This window comes from Streptomyces sp. PKA51 (genome assembly GCF_057552455.1).
On sequence record NZ_BAAJPZ010000017.1, the window covers coordinates 62,453 to 74,833 of the forward strand.

Genomic DNA, 12,381 nt, shown 5'->3' on the forward strand with positions numbered 1-12,381 from the left:
GTCGTATCCCGTGACCGGCGAGGCGTGGTTCGCCGTCCTCGCGGACGGCGAACGCAGCCGAGCGGCGGCGCAGGCGCTGCGCCCCCTCGCGGCCCGCACGATCGAGCACGCCTCCGGCCGGCCCTGGTTGCTCGGCAACTGGCCGGACGGGCGGGTGACGGTCGCCGCGGCAGGGGCGGCACGGCTGGCGGTGATCGGGCTGTGCCCGGTCACCGCCGGGGCATTGGCGGAGCGGCTGGCGCGCGTGCGGGGGCCGGAGGACGTCGAGGCGGCCGCGGCCGGGCTCACGGGCAGCTTCCACCTCGCCGCCTCCGTCGGCGGGCGGGTCCGGGTGCGCGGCAGTGCTTCCGGGGTGCGTCGCCTCTTCCACGCCGAGGTGGCCGGGGTGACGGTGGCCGCCGACCGGGCGGACACCCTGGGGGCGCTGACCGGTGCCGGGGTCGACGAGCGGGTGCTGGCGCTGCACCTGCTGAGTTCCCCGCCGCCGTATCCGCTGGACGCCCACTGCGTCTGGCAGGGCGTCAGCGCGCTGCCGCCGCAGGACTGCCTGCTGATCGAGGGGGACGGGCAGGCCCGCGCGCGGCGCTGGTGGGATCCGCCGGAGCCGTGGCTGACGGCCGCCGAGGGGGCGCCGGCGCTGCGGAGTGCGCTGATCGCGGCGGTCGGGGCGCGCACCGCCGGGGTGCAGGCGCTCAGCTGCGACCTGTCCGGCGGGCTGGACTCGACCAGCATGTGCTTCCTGGCCGCGGCCGCGCTCTTCCCGGCTGCCGGCGCCCCGGCGCGGGGCGCCCACCCGCCCCGTCCCCGCCTGGTCGCCCTGACGTGGGAGGGCCGCGATCCGGCCAATGACGACGCGGCCTGGGCGGGGCGCGCCGCCGCCCACCTGCCGCACGCCGAGCACGTGGTGCCCCGCCGTGCCCAGCAGCCCGTCTGGTACGCGGGCCTTGCGGGCATGGAGGTGCCCACGGACGAGCCGGGTCCGTGGGTGCGCGACCGGGCCGCCCTTGCCGCGACCGCCCGCCTGATGACCCGCCGCGGCTCGCGGCTGCACCTGACCGGCGCCGGGGCGGACGAGCTCTTCACCGCGTTTCCCGCCCATCTCCACGACGACGTGCGGGTGCGGCCCCTGGCCACGCTGGCCCGCCTGTACCGCCAGTACACCCACCAGCCCTGGCCCCTGTGGCCGGTGCTGCGCGGCCTGACCGACCGGCGCGACTTCGACCGGTGGCTGGCCGACTGGGCCGGGGGCCTGGCCCGGCGCCCCTCTCCCCCGCCCCGCGGCCGGCCCCGCCCCTGTGTGGCCTGGGGCGAGGAGCTGCGCCTGCCGGTGTGGGCCACGCCCGAGGCCGTACGGGCGGTGGTGGGCCTGCTGCGGGAGGCCGCCGACGCGCGCCCGCTGCCGCTGGCGGCCGGGCGCGGGCAGCACACCGCCCTGGCCCACGCCCGGGCGAGCGGCCTGCGCGTGCGGCAGCTGCAGCAGGTGCTGGCCCCCCTGGGGCTGGAGTGCTCGGCGCCCTACCTCGACGACGGCGTGCTGGAGGCGGCGCTGGCCGTGCGGCCGGGCGAGCGCGGCGGCGACGGCCGCTACAAGCCGGTGCTCAAGGAGGCGATGGCCGGCATCGTGCCCGGTTCGCTCCTGCGCCGGGACACCAAGGGCGAGTACAGCGCCGATCTGCTGACGGGGCTGCGTCGCAACAGGTCGGCGCTGCTGGCGTTGTTCGAGGATTCGCGTCTGGCCGGTGCCGGGCTGGTGGACGCCGACGCGCTGCGCTCCCGGCTGACGTCCCTGCACGCGCCCGGCCCCGACGTCCTGCGCGGCCTGGATCCGACGCTCGGCTGCGAGACGTGGCTGCGCGACCGCGCCGGCGGCGGGCCGGCCACTTCTGGAGGTGCACCGTGTCCTTTTCCCTGAGCCCCGACGTGTCCGTGACGGACACCGACGACGGCATGGTCCTGCTGGACGAGGCCACCGGCCGGTACTGGCAGCTCAACAGCACCGGGGCGTTCGTCCTGCGGGCCCTGCTGGCCGGGAGCGGCCCGCGGGAGGCGGCCCGCGGGCTGGGCGAGCGCCATCCGGGGCTCGGCGCGGAGCGGGCGGCCACCGATGTGGCGGCCCTGATCGCCTCGCTGCACGCGGCGCGGCTGGTGGTGACGAAGTGAGCCAGTCGATGGCCCCGGCCGCCCGCTCCCCCGTGCCGCTGCGCGCCCGGCCGGCGGCGCTGGCGGCGACGGGCGCCGCCCGGCTGCTGGTGCTGCTGCGCCCGCGGGGCATCCGCCGGGTGCTGTCGTTCGTACGGCGCGGGGCGGCGCCGGCGACGGCGGAGCAGGCGCTGGCGGCGCGGCAGGCGGTCGTCGGGGTGAGCGCGCGCTGCGCGGGCGAGGGCTGTCTGCAGCGGTCGGTGGCCACGGTGCTGCTGTGCCGGTTGCGGGGGGTGTGGCCGGACTGGTGCACGGGGGTGCGGACGAGCCCGTTCCGGGCGCATGCGTGGGTGGAGGTGGCCGGCCGGCCGGTGGGCGAGCCGCCTGCGGTGGGCTCCTACCACCGGCTGATGATCGTCGCCGCGCGACCGCTCCGGAGGTCCGGCCGCCGGAAACCCGCCCGCCGCAGGACCGGCCGCGGGTAACGGCGCCGCAGGACCGGCCGCCGGTGACGGCAAGGGCCCCGGCGCAAGGGGGGAGGGAAGCGCCGGGACCCGGTCTGTGCAGGTGTGTCGTTGTGCGGCGGTGCCTTCACGTCCATTGTTGCGCGGCGGCGGCGCGACGGGCAGTGGTGAATCAGGCCGCGGCGTCGAAGCCGGTGTCGTGGGCCATCTTCTTCAGCTCCAGCAGGGCGTGCTTCTCGATCTGGCGGATGCGCTCGCGGGTCAGGCCGTGCTGCTTGCCGACCTCGGTCAGGGTGCGCTCCCGCCCGTCCTCGATGCCGTAGCGCGCCTTGATGATCGAGGCGGTGCGCTCGTCGAGGCGGCCTATGAGACCCTCCAGCTCCTCGCTGCGCAGCAGCGCGATCACGGACTGCTCCGGCGAGATGGCGGAGGTGTCCTCCAGCAGGTCGCCGAACTGCGTCTCGCCCTCGTCGTCGACGGACATGTTCAGGCTCACCGGGTCGCGGGCCCAGTCCAGCACGTCACCGACGCGCTCGGGCGTGGTGTCGAGCTCGACGGCGATCTCGGCGTGCTCGGGCTCGCGGCCGTGCTCCCGGTTGAACTCGCGCTGGACCCGGCGGATCCGGCCGAGCTCCTCGACGAGGTGCACGGGCAGCCGGATCGTGCGGGACTGGTCGGCGATCGACCGGGTGATGGCCTGCCGGATCCACCACGTGGCGTACGTCGAGAACTTGAAGCCCTTGGTGTAGTCGAACTTCTCCACTGCCCGCACCAGGCCGGCGTTGCCCTCCTGGATCAGGTCGAGCAGGGGCAGACCGCTGCGCGGGTAGCGGCGGGCGACGGCGACGACCAGGCGCAGGTTGGACTTGATGAAGACGTCCTTGGCGCGGGCGCCCTCGGCGGCGATCGCCTCCAGCTCCTCGCGGCTGGCCCCGGCGGCCTTCGCGCCGCCCTCCTCCAGGCCGTCGAGTATCTGCTGGGCGTAGACGCCCGCCTCGATGGTCTGCGAGAGCTCGACCTCCTTGGCGGCGTCGAGCAGGGGCGTCCGCGCGATCTCGTCGAGGTACATGCCGACCAGGTCGCGATCGGCGATCTCTCCGCCTGCGGCGCGAACACTGCTTGCCTCGTCCGGCACCGGAGCGGTGGCCTGACGACGGGCGACGGCACGGGTTGCCATGCGTACTCCCTTGCGATGAGACGGTCGCGGGCGGGACCGGGGAACCGGACCCTGGTGCGGGTGCCCCGTCCGAAGTAAAAGAACGGACGGAAACAGGACAGAATTCCCCAGAGACGTCTTTTTTTGTGGATCATGCAGTACCCTGTCGGCCCGCCCACCCGGGCGGCATCCCTGCGCCCTGGGGAAACGCAGGTCAGGGTGGGTGTGCGCGGTCGGCTCGGCGTTGCCCCGAGCCCCCGCGACCCCGGCGGGTGAGACGGCCGTCACATCCGCCTCACCCGTGTACGACGCCGGCGACCGTCCCGTTCATGACCGTCCGTGCCCGTCCGTGCCACGGCCCTGCCCCGTTCGTGCTCCGCGAGGAGCGTCCCCCGTGGCCGCTCCTCGCCCCCAAGGACGCCCCCGCCCGCCCGGTGGTTGCGCGCCGCCGCGGCCCGCCCGCTGATCGAGTTGCCCGCCCCGGGGGCCGGGTGTGCGCTGGTGGGACGGGGACGCGAGCGAGAGGAGCCCGTCATGTCGACGCATACGATGCTGCCCGGGCGGCACGCGCACGAGGGCCCCGGGCCGGTCCCGCGCGGCGCCCAACCGGGATCCCGGGCCACGTGGGCGGTGCCGGCCGTCGCCGCCTTCGCCTACGGCCTGTACGTCGTCTTCATCTCCCACGAGAACGGCTTCTCCGAGGCCGGCGGCTGGTTGCTGGGCCTGGTGGCCGCGGTCGTCTCCTTCGCCGTGGGCTACGCGCTGGTCCGGGGCCGGGACCGCCTGATCACCGAGGTGCGGGCGGCGGCCTTCGGCGCGCTGTTCGGCATCTGCATGGGCTTCCTGCACAACCTCGGCGGGGGCTCGGTGCTGCGCTCCGCCGGGATCGGCCTGGCCCTCGGCATCGGCATGGGCCTGACGGCGTACTACGTCTTCTACGTGCACGAGCACTGAACGGCGGTGCGCGCGAGCGCCCAACGGCGCACACCGGCACGGAAGTCGTACGCCCGGCGCCCGTGGGACGTACGTCCTGCGACCGTTCCGCGGGCGCCCCTGATCCGCATAGCGTGCGGATCATGGCCGACACGGACACGAGCGGAACGCTCGACGAAGCACTGGAACGCGTCCACGGTACGGGCCCGGAGTTCGAGGGCTGGCTCACCAACCACGCGCCGATGACGGTGGAGGCGCTCGTCCGCCACGGGCACGCCCGCCTGGTGCACCGCTGGCTGGACGCCTACCGCCACCGCACCGAGGAACTCCCCGGCACGAACACCCGGATCGACGCCGCCAATTGGCCCGAACTGCTCGGCGACCCCGCTCATCTCGGCGACTGGATCGCCCACTTCACCCGCGAGGTGGCCGAGCGCCCCTGGCGGGAGGTGCTCGCCGAGTGGTGGCCGCGGCTGCTGCCCGGCATCACCGGCGGCTCCACCCATCCCGTCATCCGCACCGGTCACGCCGTACGCACCCTGCTCGCCGACGGCGACAGCGCGCCGCGCACCGCCGAGCTGGGCCACGCCCTCGGCTACTGGGCCGCCCGCCACCAGCCGCTCGCCGCACCCACCACCCTGGCGGGCACTGCGGAGCCCGAGGAGGCGCTGGCGGCCGTACCGTCCCTGCCCGACCCGCACGGCGGCATCCGCGCCCGCTTCGCCCGGCTGCCCGCCACCGCCGGCTGGCCCGCGGCCGCGAGCACCCTGCGCCGCCCCGAGGGACCGGAGGAGGCGCACGCGACGCTGACGGCGCTGGTGGAGGCCGCCGTCGCCCGCTACCCGCACTACGCCCGGGGCGGCCCGGTGATGCTGGTGCACGCCGCCACGGCGCCCAACGCGGTCCTGCGCACCCTGCCCGCGCTGCCGCACGAGCTGTGGGCGCCGAGCCTGGCCGCCGCGTGGGAGGCCAGCGCCGCCGTGACCGCCGCCTACGCCCCGGCCCGGCCCGCACCGGCCGTGGCGCCCGGCCGGGCCACGCTCGACGAAGCCTTCGAGCAGGCCGCGCTGCACGGCGACGCCCATGCCATCAAGCTCGCCGACACGGCCCTGGACACCGGCGGCCCGGCCGCCCTGGCAGCCGTGGCCGAAGCCTGCGAGCTGATCGAACCGGCCGGCTGAGGCACGCGTCCGGGGGGCGCGCTCAGCCGAACTGCACGGAGCGCTTGGCCAGCCCCATCCAGAAGCCGTCGATGACGCTGCGCTGGGCCCCCAGGTCGTCACCCGCCGCGCCCATGGCGACGAAGAGCGGGGCGAAGTGCTCGGTGCGCGGGTGGGCGAGGGCGGCGGCGGGGGCCTTGTGCGCGAAGTCCAGCAGGGCGTCGGCGTCGCCGGCGGCCAGCGCCTCGCGCCCCCACGCGTCGAACTCGGCCGACCAGGCGGGCGGCTGCGGCCCGGCGTGCCGCAGGGCGGCCAGGTTGTGGGTGAAGAAGCCGCTGCCGACGATCAGCACGCCCTCGTCGCGCAGCGGCGCCAGCCGGCGCCCGGTCTCCAGCAGCCGTTCGGGGTCGAGGGTGGGCAGCGACATCTGCAGCACGGGGACGTCGGCGTCGGGGTACATCTCGACCAGCGGCACGTACGCGCCGTGGTCCAGCCCGCGCTCGGGCAGGTCCTGTACGGGCGTCCCGGCGCGCCGCAGCGTCCTGCGCACCCGCTCGGCGAGCTCCGGGGCGCCGGGCGCGGCGTACTGCACGCGGTAGTAGTGCTCCGGGAAGCCCCAGAAGTCGTAGACCAGCGGCACGGTGGTGGTCGCGCCGAGCGCGAGCGGGGCCTCCTCCCAGTGGGCGGAGACCATCAGGACGGCGGTCGGCCGGGGCAGGTCGCGGGCCCAGGCGGCGAGCTGGCCGGGCCACAGGGCGTCGTCGGCGAGGGGCGGCGCGCCATGGGAGAGGTAGAGGGCGGGCATACGCATGGGGGACCATCCGAGGAAGGGGTGGCGGCGCGGAGTCCAAGATTGCTTGAAATTTCAAGCTCTCCTCTGCGATCGTAGACCATGCACCGGCGAGTGGAACAGTGGATGTCATGACCAAGCGACCCCCAGCGGCCCCGGAGGCCGCCGCCGAGCCCCGCTGGCTCACCGACGCGGAACAGGAGACGTGGCGGGCCTACCAGCACGCCTCCACGCTGCTGGAGGACTACCTCGACAGACAGCTGCAGCGCGACGCCGGCATGCCGCACGTCTACTACGGCCTGCTCGTCCAGCTCTCCGAGGCGCCCCGCCGGCGGATGCGCATGACCGAGCTCGCCCAGCACGCCAAGATCACCCGCTCCCGGCTCTCGCATGCCGTCGCCCGGCTGGAGAAGAACGGCTGGGTGCGGCGCGAGGAATGCCCCTCCGACAAGCGCGGGCAGCTGGCGGTGCTGACGGACGAGGGCTTCGCGATGCTGAGCGCCTCCGCGCCCGGGCACGTCGACGCCGTCCGGGCGGCGATCTTCGACCGGCTCACGCCCGACCAGGCGGCGCACTTCGGCGAGATCTGCCGCATCATCGCCACCGGCCTCGAACCGGCCGGCGGTGACGTGCCCTGGCTGCGCTGAGACGACAGGCCCCGCGCGCACGACGAAGGCCCCCTCCCGTGCGGGAGGGGGCCTTCGTCGGACCGTGCCGATGTCCATCGTCAGGCCGGCACCGTCAGGTCGGCACCGTCAGGGCCGGCACCGTCGGGTCGGCGCGCCGCCGGGTCAGTGCGCCATCACCGGGACCGCGTCCTCGACCGGCTCGCCGTCCGCCGACGAGGCGGCGGGGCCGCCGCCCTGACGGGCGTTGACGAAGCCCATGGCGACCAGCGCGGACACCGTGAGGATGCCGACCGCCCACCACACGGCCGTGGCGTAGCCGTGGACCATCGACTGGAAGGTGAGGATCTTCTGGTTCGTGGCGCCCGCCATGTGGGACTTGAAGTAGTCCGTGGTGGCGCTGGCCGCGATGGTGTTCAGCAGCGCGGTGCCGATGGCGCCGCCGACCTGCTGCGAGGTGTTGACCATGGCGGAGGCGACGCCCGCGTCCCGCGGCTGCACGCCGTGGGTGGCCAGGCTCATCGCGGGCATGAAGGCCGTGCCCATGCCCAGACCCATCATCATCAGACCGGGCAGGATCACCGCCGCGTAGGAGGTGTCCAGGTCGATCTGGGTCAGCAGGGTCATGCCGGCCGCCGCCAGCAGGAAGCCGGGGCCCATCAGCCAGCGTGCCGGGACGCGGGTCATCAGGCGCGTACCGATCTGCGTGGAACCGGTGATCATCATGGCGATCATCGGCAGGAACGACAGACCGGTCTTGACCGGCGAGTAGCCGCGGACGACCTGCAGGTAGTAGGTCAGGAACAGGAACAGGCCGAACATCGCGATGGCGGCCAGGCCCAGGGAGATGTAGACACCGCCGCGGTTGCGGTCGGTCAGCACGCGCAGCGGCATCAGCGGGGCCTTCACCGTGCGCTCGACGACCAGGAAGGCGCCCAGCAGCACGGCCGCCGCGACGAACAGGCCGATGGTCATGCCCGCGGTCCAGCCGTCGGACTCGGCGCGCGTGAAGCCGTAGACCAGCGAGACCAGGCCGAGCGTGGCCAGGATGACACCGGGGATGTCCAGCTTGGAGGGGTTGCGGCCCTCCGCGGGCTCACGGACGACGCTGATCGCGCCGGCGGCGGCGACGACGGCGAAGGGGATGTTCACGAAGAACGTCCAGCGCCAGTTGAGGTATTCGGTGAACAGACCGCCGAGGATCAGGCCGACACCACCACCGGCACCCGCGATGGCACCGAAGACGCCGAACGCCTTGGCGCGCTCCTTCGCCTCGGTGAAGAGCACGGCGAGCAGCGACAGCGCCGCCGGGGCGAGCATGGCACCGAAGACGCCCTGCAGGGCGCGGGCGCCCAGCAGCATGCCGGAGTTGACGGCGGCGCCACCGAGCGCGGAGGCGGCCGCGAAGCCGATCAGGCCGGTGACGAACGCGCGCTTGCGGCCCCACAGGTCGGAGATCCGGCCGCCGAAGAGCAACAGTCCGCCGAACGCGAGGGCGTAGGCGGTGATGACCCACTGCCGGTTGCCGTCGGAGATGTGCAGGTCGGCCTGGGCGGACGGCAGCGCGATGTTCACGATCGTCGCGTCGAGGACGACCATCAGCTGCGCCAGGGCGATGAATATCAGCGCTTTCCAGCGGTTCGGGTCGGGTTGCTTCATGAGGTCGGGCATGAGGTGGGGCCTATCTGACGGTGGTGATCCGGTGGGGTGGTGCGAAGCGTCGTGCAAAAACGTTGCGTGCGTCACGCGTTGCGCGCGGGTCGGTACGGCGGGCGCGGCCGCCGTCACACCGGCGTGCCGCAGGCGGCGGACCGGCTCGCGCGGCGCAGGTCGTCCAAGGTGGCGGCAGTGCCGGGAAGTTCGGAGCGGGCCGGCGCCATCAGACCGTCCAGGAACAGCTGCAGATGGCGGTGGACGAACCGGTCGAAGTCCAGGCACCCGGTGTCCGGCAGCGGTCTGGTGAGCTGGGTGATGGCCACCATCAGGTCACCGATGGCGATGTCCCCCCGCAGCTGACCCGTGGCGCGGGCGGCGGACAGCAGCGCCTCCACGGCGCTCTCCAACCGGTCGCGCGCCTCGATCTGTTCGGGATGGCCCTTGTCGATGCCCTCGGCGAGCAACGGGCAGAGCGCACCGATCCGCTCGTCCGCCGCGGCATGGACGAAACGCCTCAGCGCCTGGAAAGCATCGGGCTCCTCCGCTTGCGCCGCCTCGGCCCGGTCGGCGATGCGGGCCATGACGGAGAGGGTGACATGGTGGATCAGCTCGCGGCGGTCCGCGAAGTGCCGGTACAGCGTGGCATTGCCGACCCCGGCCCGTCGAGCGATTTCATCGAGGGAGGTCTCGGCCCCGTGTTCGACCAGCGCCTCCCGGGCCGCGGCGACGATCCGCTCGCGGTTGCGCAGGGCGTCGGCGCGCAGGCGCGGCTGCCGGTCCATGGGCGGGGTTCCTTCCGGGGAGTGCCTCCCCGTTTGGGAGGAACACTCACGTAAACGGGGAGAAGCTCCCCGGATATTTCGCTGCGCCGGGTGGCGTACGTCACACCATCGGACCGCCCCCGTCTGCCGCAGCCCGAAGGGCGGACCGCGGCGCGCCGTGCTCAGGGTGGACGCATGAAGCCCCTGGTGATGGTCGTCCTGGCGGCGACGGTCGGGGCGCTCACCGCGCCCGCACCGCCACCCGCGCACCGTGCCGCGCCCGCCCTGCCCGCCCCGGCCGCGCTCCCCGCGGCCGCCTCCGCCCTGCCCCGCGGCCGCCCGCCCACCGGCCCCTGCGCCCTGCGCACCGTCACCCGGCACGTCTCGGAAGGTGCCCGCACCCCGCACGGCTTCGCGCCCTCCAGCGGCACCGTGCGGGCCGTCACCTTCCTCATCGACTTCCCCGACGTTCCCGCCCGCATCTCCCCGCGCCGGCGGTACGCCGAGTTCTTCCCGGCGGTCGCCGACCACTACCGCACCAGCTCCTACGGCCGACTGGACTACCGCTCCACCCCGGTGCTGCGCTGGATCCGCATGTCCCGGCCGTACCGCGCGTACGGCATCACCCGCGGCACCCCCTTCGACCCCAACCGCGACGACGGCTACCACGCCCTCGCCAAGGAGATCGTCGACGCCGCCGACGGCACCGTCGACTTCCGCCGCTACGACCTCATCAACGTGCTCGCCGTGCCCGAGGCGGGACCGCCCGCCGTCCAGGACGTGCGCTCGGTGACCTTCGCCGGCACCGCCACGGGCCTGACCGCCCACGACGGCGCCGCCATCCGCAACGTCTCCTTCATCTGGAGCCGGCAGACCGGCGACAGCCCCTACCGCGTCCTGACCCACGAGAACGCCCACAGCTTCGGCCTGCCCGACCTGTACGCCGGCACCGGCCGCCGCGCCCCGCGCACCCCCGTCGGCCACTGGGACCCGATGGAGGAGGACTGGGGCCCCTCCAACGACTTCCTCGCCTGGCACAAGTGGAAGCTCGGCTGGCTGGCCCCCGCCCAGGTCCACTGCCTGGCCCGGCCCGGCCGCCGCACCGTCGCCCTGACCCCCACCTCCCGCAGGGGCGGCCCCAAACTCGCCGTCGTCCCCCTCTCCCCCACCCGCGCCCTGACCCTGGAGGCCCGCGCCCCGGGCCGCCTGGACCACGCCGTCTGCCGCCCCGGCGTCCTGATCACCACCGTCGACACCGCCCTCCCCTCCGGCGCCGCCCCCGTCCGCGCCGCCGACGCCACCCCCGGCAGCCGCGGCTGCCTGACCACCGACCCCAACGTGAGCCCCGCCCTGACCGACGCCACCTTCCGCACCGGCCAGCGCTTCACGGCCCCCGGCATCACGGTCGAGATCCTCTCCCAGGACCGGGCCGGCACCTGGCACGTCCGCATCACCCGCCGACCACCCCACCCCTCCCCCGCCTGACAGCCCCCTGACCTGCCCCGCCCCGATCCGCTAACCTGTCCGTCGAGCCCCGACGCCCACCCGGCGCCCGGCGCTCACGCCTCCGTAGCTCAGGGGATAGAGCACCGCTCTCCTAAAGCGGGTGTCGGCAGTTCGAATCTGCCCGGGGGCACCTGGCGAAGGCCCCGGACCGTGTGCGGTCCGGGGCCTTCGGGTGTTGTGGCCGTCAGAGGTTGTCGCCCCAGCCGCTCTGGAGCATCGTCTGGAAGGCCCAGGTGCCGTTGCGCCTGACCAGGATGTCGGCGTAGCGCAGCTGTTGGGTGTGCTCGCCCGTCGTCATCGTGCAGTCCGTGAAGACCACGGCCATGGACGGTGAGAGGAAGACGGGCGTGCGGGTGGATGCGAAGGCGATGTCCTCGGGGCCGTCTCCCATTACGTGCTTCATCGTGGTGACGAACTGTTCGCGGTCCCACTGGGCGGTGCGGCCGTTGCCGGCGGAGTCGTCGCTGACGAGGTTGAGGGGGAAGACCGCCATGTCGGCCATCCGTTCGACGTCGCGCTCGGCGCTTCGGGCGTCGTACTCCGCGAACCAGGCGTCCAGGCTTGCGCGGTCCTCGGCGGTGGGCGTGTATCCGGTGTCGGGCAGGACGGTCGTGCGGTTCCCCCACTAGTCAAATTTGATGAGCACCTGCAGGAGCAAGGGTATGCCCGCATCGACCACTCATCAAACTTGATTAGTGGACCTGCTCAGCCCAGGCCCGTGACGTCCACCGCCGGGAGGCGCTCCACGCGGGGCAGGCCCTTGGTCGGGAGGCCGCCGACCGGGAGGCCGGCACGGGTCGCGGAGGCGGAGGTCTCGCCCAGGATGTCGCTCGCCGAACCGGCGGCCTCGCGGGTGAGGCGGCGGGCCGCGGCGGTCGTCGTGCGGACGGCGGTGCCACCCGTGCGGCCCGCCGCGGGGACGGTGCGGCGCACGGCCCTGCCGCCGGCGTCGCCGGCGGCGGCCGTCGCCCGCTGCGCCGCCGTGTCGACCGTCAGGCCCAGCCCGGCCAGGTCCGGCGCCTGAGGGAGGGCGGCGGCCGGGCCGGCTGTCGCCATGGTCAGGGCGGAGGCGGCCAGGCCGGCCGCCGCGAGGACTCGTCGCATCGGGGACTCCCCAGGATCAAAGGGATGAAATGGGCTCCTGCGACGAGAACGAGCGGGCCACGACCACGGACACGCCGGCCAGGGGG

13 protein-coding genes and 1 tRNA gene are annotated in these 12,381 nt (G+C 74.4%); 8 read left to right on the forward strand and 6 right to left on the reverse strand.

The features are described 5' to 3' along the window. Window positions 1-10 precede the first annotated feature (10 nt). The 3 genes from AC27L3_RS22880 to AC27L3_RS22890 are packed head-to-tail and all read left to right on the forward strand — an operon-like array spanning window position 11 to window position 2,624. Window positions 11-1,912, forward strand: a complete 1,902-nt coding sequence (locus tag AC27L3_RS22880) for an asparagine synthase-related protein (RefSeq protein WP_487235922.1) — start codon at window positions 11-13, stop codon at window positions 1,910-1,912. After that, the gene (locus tag AC27L3_RS22885; protein WP_487235923.1) at window positions 1,897-2,160 is read left to right on the forward strand and encodes a lasso peptide biosynthesis PqqD family chaperone; all 264 of its coding nucleotides are present in this window, start codon (window positions 1,897-1,899) and stop codon (window positions 2,158-2,160) included. Before AC27L3_RS22880 ends, AC27L3_RS22885 begins: the two co-directional genes overlap by 16 nt. Next, window positions 2,157-2,624, forward strand: a complete 468-nt coding sequence (locus AC27L3_RS22890) for a lasso peptide biosynthesis B2 protein (RefSeq protein WP_487235924.1) — start codon at window positions 2,157-2,159, stop codon at window positions 2,622-2,624. The genes AC27L3_RS22885 and AC27L3_RS22890 overlap by 4 nt, the downstream gene beginning before the upstream one ends. A gap of 151 nt (window positions 2,625-2,775) precedes the next feature. On the opposite strand, the gene AC27L3_RS22895 is transcribed toward AC27L3_RS22890, so the two are convergent. Then, window positions 2,776-3,780: a sigma-70 family RNA polymerase sigma factor gene (locus AC27L3_RS22895; protein WP_487235925.1), complete on the reverse strand. Its 1,005-nt coding sequence runs from the start codon at window positions 3,778-3,780 to the stop codon at window positions 2,776-2,778. A gap of 513 nt (window positions 3,781-4,293) precedes the next feature. Between AC27L3_RS22895 and AC27L3_RS22900 the strand changes: the two genes are divergently transcribed. Together AC27L3_RS22900 and AC27L3_RS22905 are read left to right on the forward strand one after the other, a co-directional pair. Further along, entirely contained in the window at window positions 4,294-4,713 is a 420-nt protein-coding gene (locus tag AC27L3_RS22900) for a hypothetical protein (RefSeq protein WP_487235926.1), read from the forward strand. A 122-nt stretch (window positions 4,714-4,835) separates the two neighbouring features. Beyond that, window positions 4,836-5,873 carry a questin oxidase family protein gene (locus AC27L3_RS22905; protein ID WP_487235927.1) on the forward strand — a complete coding sequence of 346 codons (1,038 nt, stop codon included), beginning with the start codon at window positions 4,836-4,838 and terminating at the stop codon, window positions 5,871-5,873. A 22-nt stretch (window positions 5,874-5,895) separates the two neighbouring features. Here the strand turns inward: AC27L3_RS22905 and AC27L3_RS22910 are convergent, their stop codons facing one another. After that, entirely contained in the window at window positions 5,896-6,663 is a 768-nt protein-coding gene (locus AC27L3_RS22910; RefSeq protein WP_487235928.1) for a dioxygenase family protein, read from the reverse strand. A gap of 110 nt (window positions 6,664-6,773) precedes the next feature. Between AC27L3_RS22910 and AC27L3_RS22915 the strand changes: the two genes are divergently transcribed. Continuing rightward, entirely contained in the window at window positions 6,774-7,289 is a 516-nt protein-coding gene (locus AC27L3_RS22915; protein WP_365965597.1) for a MarR family winged helix-turn-helix transcriptional regulator, read from the forward strand. Between the two features lie 144 nt (window positions 7,290-7,433). On the opposite strand, the gene AC27L3_RS22920 is transcribed toward AC27L3_RS22915, so the two are convergent. Both AC27L3_RS22920 and AC27L3_RS22925 read right to left on the reverse strand, forming a co-directional pair. After that, entirely contained in the window at window positions 7,434-8,939 is a 1,506-nt protein-coding gene (locus AC27L3_RS22920) for an MFS transporter (protein ID WP_487235929.1), read from the reverse strand. 113 nt (window positions 8,940-9,052) lie between these two features. After that, window positions 9,053-9,706, reverse strand: a complete 654-nt coding sequence (locus AC27L3_RS22925) for a TetR/AcrR family transcriptional regulator (protein ID WP_487235930.1) — start codon at window positions 9,704-9,706, stop codon at window positions 9,053-9,055. A 174-nt stretch (window positions 9,707-9,880) separates the two neighbouring features. Here AC27L3_RS22925 and AC27L3_RS22930 point away from each other — a divergent pair, with 174 nt between their 5' ends. Then, window positions 9,881-11,170 (forward strand): M6 family metalloprotease domain-containing protein, encoded by a 1,290-nt coding sequence (locus AC27L3_RS22930; protein ID WP_487235931.1) that lies wholly within the window; start codon window positions 9,881-9,883, stop codon window positions 11,168-11,170. 78 nt (window positions 11,171-11,248) lie between these two features. Beyond that, window positions 11,249-11,321: transfer RNA gene (locus tag AC27L3_RS22935), tRNA-Arg, on the forward strand. A gap of 54 nt (window positions 11,322-11,375) precedes the next feature. Here the strand turns inward: AC27L3_RS22935 and AC27L3_RS22940 are convergent. Together AC27L3_RS22940 and AC27L3_RS22945 are read right to left on the reverse strand one after the other, a co-directional pair. Beyond that, window positions 11,376-11,795 (reverse strand): nuclear transport factor 2 family protein, encoded by a 420-nt coding sequence (locus tag AC27L3_RS22940; RefSeq protein WP_487235962.1) that lies wholly within the window; start codon window positions 11,793-11,795, stop codon window positions 11,376-11,378. A 101-nt stretch (window positions 11,796-11,896) separates the two neighbouring features. Further along, on the reverse strand, window positions 11,897-12,295 hold the full coding sequence (locus AC27L3_RS22945; protein ID WP_487235932.1) for an ATP-binding protein: 399 nt from the start codon (window positions 12,293-12,295) through the stop codon (window positions 11,897-11,899). Between the last annotated feature and the right edge of the window lie 86 nt (window positions 12,296-12,381).

Bases quoted from the DNA above. Each gene is read 5' to 3' on its own strand.
- AC27L3_RS22895 (WP_487235925.1), bottom strand. From the start codon at position 3,780: ATGGCAACCCGTGCCGTCGCCCGTCGTCAGGCCACCGCTCCGGTGCCG.
- AC27L3_RS22900 (WP_487235926.1), top strand. From the start codon at position 4,294: ATGTCGACGCATACGATGCTGCCCGGGCGGCACGCGCACGAGGGCCCC.
- AC27L3_RS22905 (WP_487235927.1), top strand. From the start codon at position 4,836: ATGGCCGACACGGACACGAGCGGAACGCTCGACGAAGCACTGGAACGC.
- AC27L3_RS22910 (WP_487235928.1), bottom strand. From the start codon at position 6,663: ATGCGTATGCCCGCCCTCTACCTCTCCCATGGCGCGCCGCCCCTCGCC.
- AC27L3_RS22915 (WP_365965597.1), top strand. From the start codon at position 6,774: ATGACCAAGCGACCCCCAGCGGCCCCGGAGGCCGCCGCCGAGCCCCGC.
- AC27L3_RS22920 (WP_487235929.1), bottom strand. From the start codon at position 8,939: ATGCCCGACCTCATGAAGCAACCCGACCCGAACCGCTGGAAAGCGCTG.
- AC27L3_RS22925 (WP_487235930.1), bottom strand. From the start codon at position 9,706: ATGGACCGGCAGCCGCGCCTGCGCGCCGACGCCCTGCGCAACCGCGAG.
- AC27L3_RS22930 (WP_487235931.1), top strand. From the start codon at position 9,881: ATGAAGCCCCTGGTGATGGTCGTCCTGGCGGCGACGGTCGGGGCGCTC.
- AC27L3_RS22945 (WP_487235932.1), bottom strand. From the start codon at position 12,295: ATGCGACGAGTCCTCGCGGCGGCCGGCCTGGCCGCCTCCGCCCTGACC.